Genomic DNA, 12,800 nt, shown 5'->3' with positions numbered 1-12,800 from the left:
TCCGGACCATGCTCTACGCACCGAGCAGCGGCTCGATGCTGCAATCGAGCAGGCGCGGATCGATCCCGGCCTCCATCCCTGAGAACATCTCGCCCATGTAGTCGATCAACGCATCGCTCGCCTTCACCGCGTCCTCGACGCGGCGGTTGGCGACGGCTGCAAGAATGGCGAGATGATGATCGATCGTGCCTGACAGGTCCGCCTGCCCCGGCATGAAGCGGTGGTGGATGTAGCCGATGCGGCGATACAGCGTGTGCAGCGGCCGAAGCGTGTGCACCAGGAACGGCTCGCCGGCGGCCTCCAGCACCAGCGCGTCGATGCGGCGGTCGAGGCTGTTGAACTCGTCGAGTGTCAAAGTGGCGCGACGTTCGCGCAGCAAACGCTCGATGTGCAAGGCCTGGTTGCGGTGGGAAAGACTGGCGCGATCCGCCGCGAGGCGAATGACAAAACGCTCCATGTCGCGTCGCAGGCCGAGCAGCATGCGTTCGCGCGCCAGATCGATCGGCGCGATGTTGAGGCCATGACGGGGCCGGATGATGATGAGGGTGTCGGCGGAGAGACGATTGACGGCGTGATGCACCGGCGTGCGGCCAAAACCGGTGATTTGCTGCAATTCCAGCATGGTCATGAACTGGCCGGGCTTGAGCTCGCAATGAACCAGGAGCTCTTCGATCCTTTGATAGGCCAACTCGAAAAAGTTGAGACGATTGCTGCGGGAGCGCCGGCCTCCGCCGTCATCCTCGTCTTTCACCACTTCGAGCGCGCGCTTGCGCCGTGCCATGTCGTCCTCCCGTCAGCCCGCGCTCTCGTTGCAGGATGGCGCCCTGGTTGTGGCACCCTTAAAACATGTTGTGATATATTACAAGCAGGCGTAAGACGTCGGCATGGCCTGCAACATGTTGCAGCGCAAAATGAGACGTCGGGTGCGAAGCGCCTTTCGATGGGAGGATAGTTGCCGTGAAGATCACGTCGATCGAGACACTGCGCACCGAGGAATTTTCCAACGTCATCTGGGTCCGCGTCCACACCGACACCGGCATGATCGGCCTCGGCGAGACCTTCTACGGCGCGGGCGCGGTCGAGGCGCAGATCCACGACACCTTTGCCGGCCGCCTGCTCGGCCGCAATCCACTGCACATCGAAGCGATCCATCGCGACATGCTCAACCTGCCGATGGCGCAGTCCTCCACCGGCGTCGAATACCGCGCGGCCTCCGCGATCGACATCGCGCTGTGGGATCTGTTCGGCAAGGTCTGCGGCCAGCCGGTGCACCAGATGCTCGGCGGCCTCTGCCGCGACAAGCAGCGCATCTACAACACCTGCGCCGGCACCCAATATGTGCGCTCGACCAATATCAGCCCGGTGGCCAATTGGAATCTCGGCGCCTCCAAGGGGCCCTATGAAGATCTCGACGGCTTCATGAACCATGCCGATGCGCTGGCCGAAAGCCTGCTCGAAAGCGGCATCTCGGCGATGAAGATCTGGCCGTTCGATCCGGCGGCGCAGGAGAACAAGGGCCTCTACATCACCGCATCGCAGATGAAGCAGGCGATCGAGCCGTTCGAGAAGATCCGCAAAGCGGTCGGCGACAGGATGGAGATCATGGTCGAGCTGCACTCGCTGTGGAATTTGCCGACTGCCAAGCAGATCGCCCGTGCGCTCGAGCCGTACAAGCCGACCTGGTACGAAGACCCGATCCGGATGAACTCGCCGCAGGCGCTGGCCGAATATGCCCGCTCGACCGACGTCTGGGTCTGCGCCAGCGAGACGCTGGGCTCGCGCTTCCCCTACAAGGACATGCTCGACCGCGATGCCATGCATGTGGTGATGGCCGATCTGTGCTGGACCGGCGGTCTCACCGAAGGCCGCAAGATCGCGGCGATGGCCGAGACCTATCACCGGCCCTTCGCACCGCACGATTGCATCGGCCCGATCGGCTTCATCGCCGCCATCCACATGTCCTTCAGCCAGCCCAACACCCTGATCCAGGAATCCGTGCGCGCCTTCTACAAGGGCTGGTACAATGAGCTCGTCACCACGATGCCCACCATCAAGGACGGCTATGTCTTCCCGATGGAAGGTCCCGGCCTGGGCGTCGACCTTCTGCCAGCCGTCTTCGCGCGCACCGATCTCATCGTGCGCCGCTCCAACGCTTGAGGATCTATTGAGATGAGCACCGCCCTCTTCGACCTTTCCGGCCGTACCGCGCTCGTAACCGGCTCCTCCCGCGGCCTCGGCCGCGCCATTGCCGAGGGCATGGCCAAGGCCGGCGCCAAGTTGATCATCAACGGCGTCGATCCCAAGCGTGTCGAGCAGGCCGTCGCCGAGTTTCGCGCCGCCGGCCATCAGGCCGAAGGCGCCGCCTTCAACGTCACCGATGAGGCCGCAATCGTGGCGGCGTTCAACGACTTCGACAAGAAGGGGATCGCCGTCGATATCCTCATCAACAATGCCGGCATCCAGCACCGCAAGCCGCTGGTCGAGTTCACCACCGACGAATGGCGCAAGGTGATCGAGACCAACCTTACCAGCGCCTTCGTGATCGGGCGCGAGGCGGCCAAGCGCATGATCCCGCGCAAGCGCGGCAAGATCATCAATATCGGCTCGCTCGGCAGCGAGCTGGCGCGCCCCACCATCGCGCCCTACACCGCCGCCAAGGGCGGCATCAAGAATCTCACGCGCTCGATGGCGGTGGAATGGGCCCAGCACGGCATCCAGGCCAATGCGATCGGACCGGGCTACATGCTGACCGACATGAACGAGGCGCTGGTCAACAACGCCGACTTCAACAACTGGCTGATGGGCCGCATCCCCTCCAAGCGCTGGGGCAAGCCGGATGAGCTGGTGGGCGCCGCGATCTTCCTCGCCTCGGACGCGTCGACCTACGTCAACGGCCAGATCATCTATGTCGATGGCGGCATGATCGCCGCGATGTGACCGCCAAGACAGCGAAGGAGCAAGCCATGCGCGCCGTCGTCATCCACGCCCCGAAGGACCTGCGGATCGACAATTATGCCGATCCGGCCCCCGGCCCTGGCGAGGTCCGCGTCAAGATCGCCAATGGCGGCATCTGCGGCTCGGATCTGCACTACTACCATCACGGCGGTTTCGGCGTCGTGCGGATCCAGCAGCCGATGGCGCTCGGTCACGAGATCGCCGGCGTCGTTGCGGATGTCGGTGACGGCGTCACCAGCGTCAAGCCGGGCACGCGCATCGCGGTCAACCCGAGCAAGCCGTGCGGGGCGTGCCTGCATTGCCAGGAGGGCCTACGCAACCAGTGCCTCGACATGCGCTTCCTCGGCAGTGCGATGCGCTTTCCCCATGTGCAGGGCGGCTTTCGCGAGTTCATCACGGTCGACGCGACGCAGGCCGTGCCGATCGCGGACAAGCTGTCGTTGGCGGAAGCTGCGGTCGCCGAACCGCTCGCGGTGTGCCTGCATGCCGGCAAGCAGGCCGGTCCCCTGCTCGGCAAGCGCGTGCTGATTACCGGCTGCGGTCCGATCGGCGCGCTGATGATTTTGGTCTCGCGTTTCGGCGGTGCATCCGAGATCGTTGTCACCGATGTCGCCGACGCCCCGCTCGCGGTCGCGAAAAAGCTCGGCGCCACGCATGCCATCAACGTCGCGACCAATGCCGCCGCGCTCGATCCCTGGCGCGCCGGCAAGGGCGTGTTCGACACGCTGTTCGAAGCCTCCGGCAACCAGGCCGCGCTCCGCACCGCGCTCGACGTGCTCAGGCCCGGTGCGACGCTGGTGCAGCTCGGCCTCGGCGGCGAGATGACGCTGCCGATCAATTCGATCGTCGCCAAGGAATTGCAGCTCCGCGGCACCTTCCGCTTCGATCCCGAATTCGAGCTCGCGGTGCGCCTGATGGGCGACGGCCTGATCGACGTCAAGCCGCTGATCACGGCCACCATGCCGTTCGAGAACGCCGTCGCCGCCTTCGAGCTCGCCAGCGACCGCTCGCAGTCGATGAAGGTGCAGCTTACCTTCTAGGTGCGTCGTTGGCCTGCTGGCTGTCGATCAGCCGGTCGCTGATCAGCCGCACCGCCCCGCGCTTCCAGGAATAGTCGGCGCCCATGCGCAGGCCACTGTCGCCGCGCGCCAACACCGCGCCGGTTCTGGCGTCGCGAACCTGGAAGCCTAGCGTGTATTCGGTGCGGCTGACGCGGCGCACCACGCCGATCAGCGATTGGTCCGCACCGAGCTTGCGTGCAATGGAAGCCTCGCAGCCGCCGCAATCCCGCAAAGCGCCGGTTTTCCCCGCCTCTCCGCTAACGTCGACGATCCGGTAACGGCCGGAATGCCCGAGCGCCTCGCGCACACCGCCAGTGACCTCCGCGAGATATGACGCATCTGACGCAGCGGACGCGCCCGCTGAAGCGGCCGTCATGTCCTCGAGCTCGAAATCGAACACGGCAAGCTCGACCGGCGCAGGCGTGCCGAGCGCAGCCATGACCTCGCGAGACACAAAGATCTCGGCGCGCTCCCATGCTTCATCATTGTCGCCGCGGAAGCTGTAGAGCTTGTCCAGCACGAGCGTCTTGGCGCCGACGTTGATCACGGCGACCTTGGCCCATTGCACCAGCGTGCTCGTCTTCTGAATGCCGCCGACCACCTTGAACGCCGCGCCGTCCTGGGCCGAGGGCACCAGCCGATAGCGCCCACCCTCGCCGATGTCTCGTCTGAGTGCGGCCATGAACGCCGCCAGCCGCCGCTCGTGGGCGGCGGTCTGGTTGGTCGGCTCGGCCGAGGTGTCGGTGTAGCTGAAATCGTCCATGGCAACCCCGATGGCGGACTGCGCAGCGACGGGCGAGCAGGAGAGGAGGAAGAGGAGGAAGAGGAGACAGGCAGAGAGAACCGGCCGGGAGCGGTGCATGAACGGACCTCGTGGATGGAACGCAAATCTGCGCGGGCCACCTCACGCCCCGCAGCCGTCGCCGTCCCGACCAACGCCGGGAAAATTTCACGACGTTGCACTGCGGCAAGTCGGGAACGCTTCCCGCCGCTGGCGTTCTGCCCTTTAATGAGGCGCGACAAGCCCGTTCGCACCAGGTGCAAGCCGATGTGGAATCGCCCGAGGTTCGATCTCAAGGTCCGTCTGACGCTGCGCGTCGCCGCAATATCGGCCGCCTGCTTCGCCGCGATCTCCACCTATTTCCTTGTCACGGCTGACCGCGCCGCGCATGCGCGCATCGACGGCATCGCCGCCATCGTGGCGAAGACCCTGGAGCTGCAGCAAGGCAAGGTGCAGTGGGCGGCAAGCCCTCGCTCGGACTTTCCGAACCTCGACCCGGTGTCGGCCCATGTCATGACGCCCGGCCTGTGTCTTGGATTCCGTGGGCCGAGCGGCGAGATGCTGCAGCGTTTCTGCAGCGGCGCGCCTGCCCCGGCCAGCCCGCCGCCGCAAGCCTTCGCCGCCTTCTATCGCGGCCTGTTCGACCCCGGCCGCGAGGCGGCGCGGCCCGTGATCGTGCGCGGAACCAAGCTCGGCGAGACCGTGGTCTCGCTCGACCCGGCGGTGCAGACGGCGGACGCCTGGCACGAGGCCGGCCGCCTGATGATCGCGCTTGCGATCGCGCTGCCGCTGCTCTGCGCGCTGGTCTATGCCGCACTGGCCCGCGCGCTGCACCCCACCCGCATGATCGGCAGCGGCCTCGAACGCATCGCCGCCGGCGACCTCACCGCCCGGCTGCCGCCATTCGACCTCGCCGAGCTCTCCGCCATCCGCGACGTCTTCAACCATCTCGCCGAAAGCCTCGACACCGCGCTCGCCGAGCGGAGCGAACTGACGCGGAAGCTGATCGCGCTCCAGGACGAGGAGCGCCGCCATCTCGCCCGTGAGCTGCATGACGAATTCGGCCAGTCGCTCGCCGCGATCCGCGCGCTGGCCGCATCCGCCCGCCAGACTGCGGCGCAGGACTGTCCCGGCTTGCTCGGCGAATGCGACAGCATTGCCCGCACCGCGACCGGCATGATGGAGACGCTGCGCGGCGCGCTGTTCCGGCTGCGGCCGCCCGATGTCGACGAGCTTGGCCTCGTCGCCAGCCTCGAAGGCCTGGTCTCGGGATGGAACGGCCGCAGCCGCGGCCAGCCCCGCTTCGAGATCCGGTTCGACGGCGCTTTCGAAGGCGTACCCGCCGCCGTCAGTGCCAACCTGTATCGCATCGTGCAGGAGGCGCTCACCAACGCCACCAAGCATGCCGGCGCAACGAAGGTCAGCCTGCATCTGACCATGGCCGACAGCGAGATCGCGCTCGCGATCGAGGACGATGGCCGGCCGAACGAAGCTGCCGCCAAGTCCGGTATGGGCCTGCTTGGCATGCGCGAGCGCGTCGCTGCGCTTCGCGGCCGGCTCAGCTTTGAGACCGGCCCTCACGGCTCGGCGCTGCGCGTAATCATTCCGCTCGCGGCTGCCGCGTCTGAGGCCCTGGAGCATGCGGCATGAGCGCAGTTGAAGCGACGATCCTGCTGGTCGACGACCATTCCGTCGTCCGCGAGGGCTATCGCTCGGTGCTCCAGAAACAGCCGGGCCTGCGCGTCGTCGCCGAGGCGGCCGACGGTGCGGAAGCCTATCGCCTGTACAAATCCGAGACGCCCGACCTCGTCATTATGGACCTCAGCATGCCGGGCATCGGCGGCATCGAGGCGGTCAGGCGGATCAGGCAGTGGGACAAGACTGCGCGGATTCTCGTTTTCACCATGCACGAGAACGCCGGCTTTGCCGTGCAGGCGATCCGCGCCGGTGCACGGGGTTACGTCACCAAGACCAGTCCGCCCGAGACCTTGGTGCGCGCGGTCAAGGACGTGCTCGCCGGCAAGATCGCCATCAGCCCCGACATCGACCACGAGCTTGCGCTGAGCCGCATCAGCGGCGAGACCTTGGCCGCCGACGTGCTGACGCCGCGCGAGTTCGAGGTGCTGCGGCTGCTCCTCGCCGAGAACACGACGGAGGAGATCGCCGAGACGCTCCACGTCAGCCCGAAGACGGTGGCGAACCTGCATTCCCTGATCAAGGACAAGCTCGGCGTCGGCTCCGACATCGAGCTGGTCCGGCTGGCGCTGCGCCAGGGCATCTTGACCGAGGTCGATCTCGGCGAGGCCTGATCGCGGCGTGGCCGCAGATCACTCACGCGCGACCACCGAGTCCAGCCACGCGCAGTTGAGCGGCGGCACGCGCGGATCGGCGACGCGCACGCCGCGGGCAGCGGCGTCGAGCCGCATCTCGCGCATCCGCTTGCGCTGCTCTTCGGGCATATGCAGCCGTTCGTGACCCCACAGGGAGGGCCCATCAAAGGTCTCGTGCGGCTGCCAGGTCTCGGGATCGATGACGCGTCCGCCCCAGCCGTACTCGATGAAGAAGCCGGACGGCGTATTCACATAGAACGAGGTCATGTGGTCATTGGTGTGCCGGCCCAGCGTGTAGGCGATGCGTCCCTCGTCCATTTGCGCGAGGTCGTAGCCCTGCCCGACATCGTCGAGGCAGCCGAGCTCGACCATGAAGTGATGCATCGCCTTTCGCCCCGAGCCGACCATCGCAAAGGAGTGGTGGCGGCCGTTGACGTGGAAGAAATAGAGCCCGTAAGGCTTCAGCCCGAAATCGGAGACGTGAAAGCCGAGCACGTCGCGATAGAACGGCAACAGCGGCTCGACGTCCTCGACGTTGAGCACGACATGCCCCATGCCGAGCGCCCCGGTGCGGAAGCCCGAGATCGGGCGGCCCGGCCTGAACGGCTCGCTCGCAAGCTCCGGCTTGCAAAAAGCCTCCAGCCGGTTGCCGGCGGGATCGGCAAACGCGATCAGCTCGGCGACATGCCTCTCGTCAGCGAGCGCGCGCGAGCCTCGGACCACCTTGATGCCATGGCTTTCCAGCCGTCCAGCCAACTTGTCCAGTTCGGCCGTCGAAGGAACTTCCCATCCCATCACCGCAAGGCCGGCATCGCTGCCGCCGTCGACGATCAGCCGCTGCTTGCGGTCGTCCATGCGGAAGGCCCGCATCTTGCCGCCGCGATCGACCTGCTGCATGCCGAGCAGCCCGGTCGCCATCCGGCTCCACTGGTCGAGCTGGGACGAACTGATTCCGACATAGCCGAGCGCTGCGATTTCCATCGAATTCCTCCCGAAGGCATCGCGGCCGCCGTATTGCGGCGAGCTTGATACCAGCCGCGCGCGATCCTACGGTGGCGTTCCGCAATCGCCTCGCGTTCGCAACGACAATAAGCGCGCCGCGATATGCCACAAGGGAGGAAGTACGAAGTGTCCAAGGAGCGGACGCGGAACGGCCAGCCTCGGCAGTCTGAGGGCGTCCGCGCCTTCAAGCGCGGGCTCGACGTGCTGCAGGAGGTCAACCGCTCCGGCGGCATCCGCGCCGGCGACGTTGCCCGCGCGCTCGACTTGCCCCGACCCACCGTCTATCGCCTGCTCGAAACCCTGGAGGAGCTCGGCTATATCGCCCGCAGCGCCAGCGACGATCGTTTTCGCGTCACCCGGCGCGCGTTGAGCCTCGGCGACGGCTACGATCCCGGCGTGGTGATCTGCCAGGCAGCGGCGCCTTATCTCGCCGATCTCAGCAAGAAGCTGGTCTGGCCGGTCGATCTCTCGACTTACGAGAACGCGGCCATGGTGGTGCAGGAGACCACGCATTCTCGCAGCCCGCTCTCGATCGACCGCGGCATGATCGGCAAGCGGCTGCCGATGCTGCGCACGTCTGCGGGCCGCGCCTATCTCGCCGCCTGCCCCGCGCGCGAACGTGATCTCATCATCAATCATCTCCGCCGCATCGACGAGGTGGACGACCGCCCCTTCCTCGACCAGGGCCGGCTCGACCGCATGATCGCCGAAACCGCCGCGCGAGGTTACGCCATCCGAAGCGAGGGCGAATACAATCCCAAGACGGCATCGATTGCCGTTGCCATCGTGCGGGACGGCGCCGTATTCGGCTGCATCTCGATCATATGGATCCGCTCGGCGCTGGGGATCGACGAAGCGGTGGCGCAGTTCGCGAACCAACTGCTGGACACGGCGTCGGCCATTCCTGTCGCGGGTTAGAGATCGTCCGCTGGGCGGACACTTGGCACGCCGGCGTTGAAGGGCCGGCCTTGCCTGGGGAAAAGATACCCCATGCAAGATAAATCCACCCCAAAAGAGTTTGACGTCGTGATCGTCGGCCGCGGGCCGGTGGGTGCCACGCTCGCCAACCTGCTCGGCCTGTGCGGCGTGCGGACGCTGGTGCTGGAGCGCGAAGCGCGGACCTATCATCTGCCGCGCGCGGTGCATTTCGACGATGAATGCATGCGCGTGTTCCAGACCATCGCTCTTGGCGACGCGATCCTGCCGCATGTCATTCTCAGTCCCGGCATGCTCTTTCTCGATGCCGCCGGCCGCATGCTGCTGGATTGGTCCCGTCCGCAGACGTTGACGCCGATGGGCTGGCATCTCAGCTACCGCTTCCACCAGCCGGATCTGGAGGACGTGTTGATCGGCGGCCTCGCCCGCTGGCCACACGTCACCTTGCAGAGCCGCTGCGATGTGTTCGCGCTCGATCAGGACGAGCACGGCGTGCGCGTCCGCTACGAAGACCTCTCCAACGGAAGGCTCAGCGAGGTCCGCGCCGGATATGTGATCGGCTGCGACGGCGCCCGCTCCCTGGTGCGCCGCTTCATCGGCTCGGGCATGGACGACCTCGGCTTCCACGAGCGCTGGCTGGTCATCGACGTTCTGCTCAAGCGCACGCGCGACGACCTCGGCGACTACAGCCTCCAGCATTGCGATCCCAGTCGGCCCGCAACTTACGTGCGCGGCACCGGCACGCGGCGGCGGTGGGAGATCACGGTTCTGCCCGACGAGGACTCGCAGGAGGTCGCACAACCCGCGAAGGTCTGGGAGCTGCTGTCGCGCTGGATCACGCCCGACGATGCCGAGATCGAGCGCGCCGCGGTCTACACGTTCCATTCGGTCATCGCGCAGCAATGGCGGAACGGGCGATTGCTGCTCGCGGGCGATTCCGCGCACCAGACCCCGCCCTTTCTCGGCCAGGGCATGTGCGCCGGCATTCGTGATGCCGCGAACCTCGCCTGGAAGCTAGCGAGCGTGATCCGCGACGGCGCCGCACCAGATCTGCTCGACACCTATCAGAGCGAACGCCTGCCGCATGTGCGCGAGTTCATCGAGCTCGCCATTCGCCTCGGCGGTGTCATCAACACCAAGGCGATCGAGGCCGGCCTTGCCGCCGGCGAGGCGCGCGAGAACGCGCCGGTCAAGCTGGAAGTGAAGAAGCCCCTGCTCGGCCCCGGACTAGGGTTCGGCGACCTGCCGCTCGCCGGACATCTCGCACCGCAATTCATGCTGAGCGACGGACGCCGCAGCGACGACCGGACCGGCTATCATCATGTGCTGCTCATCGAGACGGCGGCCGCGCTGCCGTCGCGCCTCGCGCTGTCGCAGACCGGGATCGAGATCCTCGCCGGCGACGAGGCCGAAGGTGTCCGAGACTGGCTGCGCGAGCACGGCATCATCGCCGCACTGGTTCGTCCCGACCGGTACATCCGCGGCACCGCCTGCAACGAGGCCGAGCTCGACCGCCTCATCGCCGCCATCGCGCCTTCAATCCAAATTCCTTCAGCCCAAGCGCCCTCCGCGGCCTGACTGAACCTTCTCGAGGACCTTTCATGAAGCTGCTCTCATTCAGTGTGGACGGACGCTCCTCCTTCGGCGCCGTCAAGGACAACGGCGTCGTCGATCTCGGCGCGCGGATGGCGGGCTGCACCACGTTGCGGCAGCTGCTCGAAGCCGGTCGCCTCGCCGAGGCGGCAAGACTGGCCGCCTCCACGGCCCCCGATCATGCGCTCGACAAGGTCAGCTTCGCGCCCGTGATCCCTGATCCCGGCAAGATCATCTGCGTCGGCCTCAATTATCGCGATCACGTGGCCGAGACCGGCCGCACCGTCACCGAAAAGCCGGCGCTGTTTGCGCGCTTCGCCTGTAGCCAGGTCGGCCATCTCCAGCCCATCGTGAAACCAGGGGTGAGCGACGACTTCGACTATGAAGGCGAGCTCGCGCTCGTCATCGGCAAGGCGGGCCGTCACATCCCCCTTGGCAGCGCGCTCGATCACATCGCCGGCTATTCCTGCTACAACGAAGGCAGCATCCGCGACTGGCAGCGCCACACCAGCCAGTTCCTCGCCGGCAAGACCTTTGCCGAAAGCGGCAGTTTCGGTCCGTGGCTGGTGACGACGGACGAGATTCCGGATCCGTCAAAGCTCACCTTGCGGACAAGGCTGAACGGCAATGTCGTGCAGAACACGACGACGGATCTCCTGATCACCGCCATCCCCGAGCTGATCGTCTACATCTCCACCATCTGCCCGCTCCTGCCCGGCGACGTCATCGTCACGGGCACGCCGGGCGGTGTCGGCGCCAAGCGCACGCCGCCGCTGTGGATGCGGCCCGGCGACACCGTCGAGGTCGAGATCTCCGGCATCGGCACCTTGCGCAACACGGTGATCGCCGAACCGGCCTGACCGCCAAGACCAATCCATCAACGATAAACTTGAGGAAACGCCATGGGCACGACCCGCACCAGCTCCGCCGCCACGCTCCTGATCACACTTGCGCTCGCGGGCTCCGCCGCGCGGGCCGAGATCAAGGGCGACGCCATCCGCATCGGCGTCCTCACCGACATGAACGGCGTGTTCGCGACCGCCATGGGCCCGGGCTCGGTCGAAGCGGCGCGGATGGCCGCCGAGGAGTTCGGCGGCAAGATCAACGGCAAGCCGATCGAGATCCTGCAGGCCGATCACCAGAACAAGCCGGATCTCGCCGCGTCGCTGGCGCGAAAATGGTTCAGCGACGGGGTCCAGGCGATCGCCGATGGCGGTAGCTCCGGCGCGGCGCTGGCGGTGCAGGAGCTGGTGCGCGGCAACGGCAAGATATTCCTCATCTCCGGCGCCGGCGCGAACCAGCTGACCGATGACGCATGCGCCCCAACCAGCGTGCAATGGACCCAGGACGCCTATTCCACGGCGACCGCCGTGGTCTCCGGCATCATGCAGACCAGCAAGGAGCCCTGGTTCTTCATCACCGGCGACTACGCCTTCGGCCATTCGATCGAGGTGACCGCCCGCGAGCGCATCGCCGCACTCGGCGGCAAGGTCGCCGGCAGCGTCAAGGCGCAGCTCGGCACGCCCGATTACAGCTCATTCCTGCTTCAGGCGCAGTCGTCAGGCGCCAGGATCCTGGCCATCAACGTTGCCGGCGACAACGCGACCGCGATCAAGCAGGCCGAGGAGTTCGGGCTCGCCAACCAGGGCATGAAGATCGTGCCGATGTCGTTCCAGAACGTCGACATCGAAGCGGTTGGGCTCAAAGCGACGCGCGGTGATCTCATCGTCACCTCCTTCTTCGAGGATGTCTCGCCGGCAGCCCGGAAATTCTCCGATGCGTTCCATGCTCGCCGCAAGGCGATGCCCTCGCAGATCCAGGCCGGCGTCTATTCCGCCGTGCGCCACTATCTGCAAGCCGTGAAGGACACCGATTCCGACGAGGGCGCCGTCGTGATGGCCAAAATGAAGGCGACGCCGGTGTCGGACGCCTACACCACCAACGGCCGCATCCGCGAGGACCAACGCATGGTGCACGATCTCTATCTGGTGCAGGTCAAGACTCCGGAGGAATCCAAAGGCCCGTGGGACTTCGTCAAGCTGGTCGCGACGATCCCGCCCGACCAGGCCTTCCGCCCGCTCGATCGCAGCAAATGCAGCCTGGTCGGCAAGTAAGGCGCTTGGAAAACGCCTCAAACAAGAC

At 66.2% G+C, this 12,800-nt stretch carries 12 protein-coding genes; 9 read left to right on the top strand and 3 right to left on the bottom strand.

Annotated features, from left to right (window positions below):
* Window positions 1–13: 13 nt before the first annotated feature.
* A complete protein-coding gene (locus ACNJYD_RS16215) occupies window positions 14–781 on the bottom strand; it encodes a GntR family transcriptional regulator (RefSeq protein WP_172783288.1) in 768 nt (255 codons plus the stop codon).
* Window positions 782–957: 176 nt separating this feature from the next.
* On the opposite strand from ACNJYD_RS16215, the gene ACNJYD_RS16210 reads away from it, so the two are divergent.
* The 3 genes from ACNJYD_RS16210 to ACNJYD_RS16200 are packed head-to-tail and all read left to right on the top strand — an operon-like array spanning window position 958 to window position 3,995.
* Window positions 958–2,157 carry a mandelate racemase/muconate lactonizing enzyme family protein gene (locus ACNJYD_RS16210; RefSeq protein ID WP_439366902.1) on the top strand — a complete coding sequence of 400 codons (1,200 nt, stop codon included), beginning with the start codon at window positions 958–960 and terminating at the stop codon, window positions 2,155–2,157.
* A 12-nt stretch (window positions 2,158–2,169) separates the two neighbouring features.
* A complete protein-coding gene (locus ACNJYD_RS16205; protein ID WP_439366901.1) occupies window positions 2,170–2,937 on the top strand; it encodes an SDR family oxidoreductase in 768 nt (255 codons plus the stop codon).
* A gap of 26 nt (window positions 2,938–2,963) precedes the next feature.
* The gene (locus tag ACNJYD_RS16200) at window positions 2,964–3,995 is read left to right on the top strand and encodes an L-idonate 5-dehydrogenase (protein WP_439366900.1); all 1,032 of its coding nucleotides are present in this window, start codon (window positions 2,964–2,966) and stop codon (window positions 3,993–3,995) included.
* Here the strand turns inward: ACNJYD_RS16200 and ACNJYD_RS16195 are convergent.
* Window positions 3,985–4,878, bottom strand: a complete 894-nt coding sequence (locus ACNJYD_RS16195; RefSeq protein WP_439366899.1) for a DUF2380 domain-containing protein — start codon at window positions 4,876–4,878, stop codon at window positions 3,985–3,987. The genes ACNJYD_RS16200 and ACNJYD_RS16195 overlap by 11 nt on opposite strands.
* A 186-nt stretch (window positions 4,879–5,064) precedes the next feature.
* Between ACNJYD_RS16195 and ACNJYD_RS16190 the strand changes: the two genes are divergently transcribed.
* Window positions 5,065–6,447 carry a histidine kinase gene (locus ACNJYD_RS16190; RefSeq protein WP_439366898.1) on the top strand — a complete coding sequence of 461 codons (1,383 nt, stop codon included), beginning with the start codon at window positions 5,065–5,067 and terminating at the stop codon, window positions 6,445–6,447.
* Window positions 6,444–7,106, top strand: a complete 663-nt coding sequence (locus ACNJYD_RS16185) for a response regulator (protein WP_172783282.1) — start codon at window positions 6,444–6,446, stop codon at window positions 7,104–7,106. The genes ACNJYD_RS16190 and ACNJYD_RS16185 overlap by 4 nt, the downstream gene beginning before the upstream one ends.
* 18 nt (window positions 7,107–7,124) lie before the next feature.
* Here ACNJYD_RS16185 and ACNJYD_RS16180 read toward each other — a convergent pair whose 3' ends face one another.
* A complete protein-coding gene (locus ACNJYD_RS16180) occupies window positions 7,125–8,108 on the bottom strand; it encodes a VOC family protein (RefSeq protein ID WP_439366897.1) in 984 nt (327 codons plus the stop codon).
* 147 nt (window positions 8,109–8,255) lie between these two features.
* Here ACNJYD_RS16180 and ACNJYD_RS16175 point away from each other — a divergent pair, with 147 nt between their 5' ends.
* The 4 genes from ACNJYD_RS16175 to ACNJYD_RS16160 all read left to right on the top strand — a co-directional run bounded on the left by ACNJYD_RS16175 (window position 8,256) and on the right by ACNJYD_RS16160 (window position 12,772).
* Window positions 8,256–9,047: a DNA-binding transcriptional regulator gene (locus ACNJYD_RS16175; RefSeq protein WP_172783280.1), complete on the top strand. Its 792-nt coding sequence runs from the start codon at window positions 8,256–8,258 to the stop codon at window positions 9,045–9,047.
* Window positions 9,048–9,119: 72 nt separating this feature from the next.
* The gene (gene mhpA / locus ACNJYD_RS16170; protein ID WP_439366895.1) at window positions 9,120–10,643 is read left to right on the top strand and encodes a bifunctional 3-(3-hydroxy-phenyl)propionate/3-hydroxycinnamic acid hydroxylase MhpA; all 1,524 of its coding nucleotides are present in this window, start codon (window positions 9,120–9,122) and stop codon (window positions 10,641–10,643) included.
* Window positions 10,644–10,666: 23 nt separating this feature from the next.
* Window positions 10,667–11,518 carry a fumarylacetoacetate hydrolase family protein gene (locus tag ACNJYD_RS16165; RefSeq protein WP_439366893.1) on the top strand — a complete coding sequence of 284 codons (852 nt, stop codon included), beginning with the start codon at window positions 10,667–10,669 and terminating at the stop codon, window positions 11,516–11,518.
* A gap of 42 nt (window positions 11,519–11,560) precedes the next feature.
* On the top strand, window positions 11,561–12,772 hold the full coding sequence (locus tag ACNJYD_RS16160) for an ABC transporter substrate-binding protein (protein ID WP_439366892.1): 1,212 nt from the start codon (window positions 11,561–11,563) through the stop codon (window positions 12,770–12,772).
* Window positions 12,773–12,800 lie beyond the last annotated feature (28 nt).

Origin of the sequence: Bradyrhizobium sp. SPXBL-02 (genome assembly GCF_051853065.1) — a bacterium.
Taxonomy (GTDB): domain Bacteria; phylum Pseudomonadota; class Alphaproteobacteria; order Rhizobiales; family Xanthobacteraceae; genus Bradyrhizobium.
This window is presented reverse-complemented; position numbering and strand designations above follow the sequence as displayed.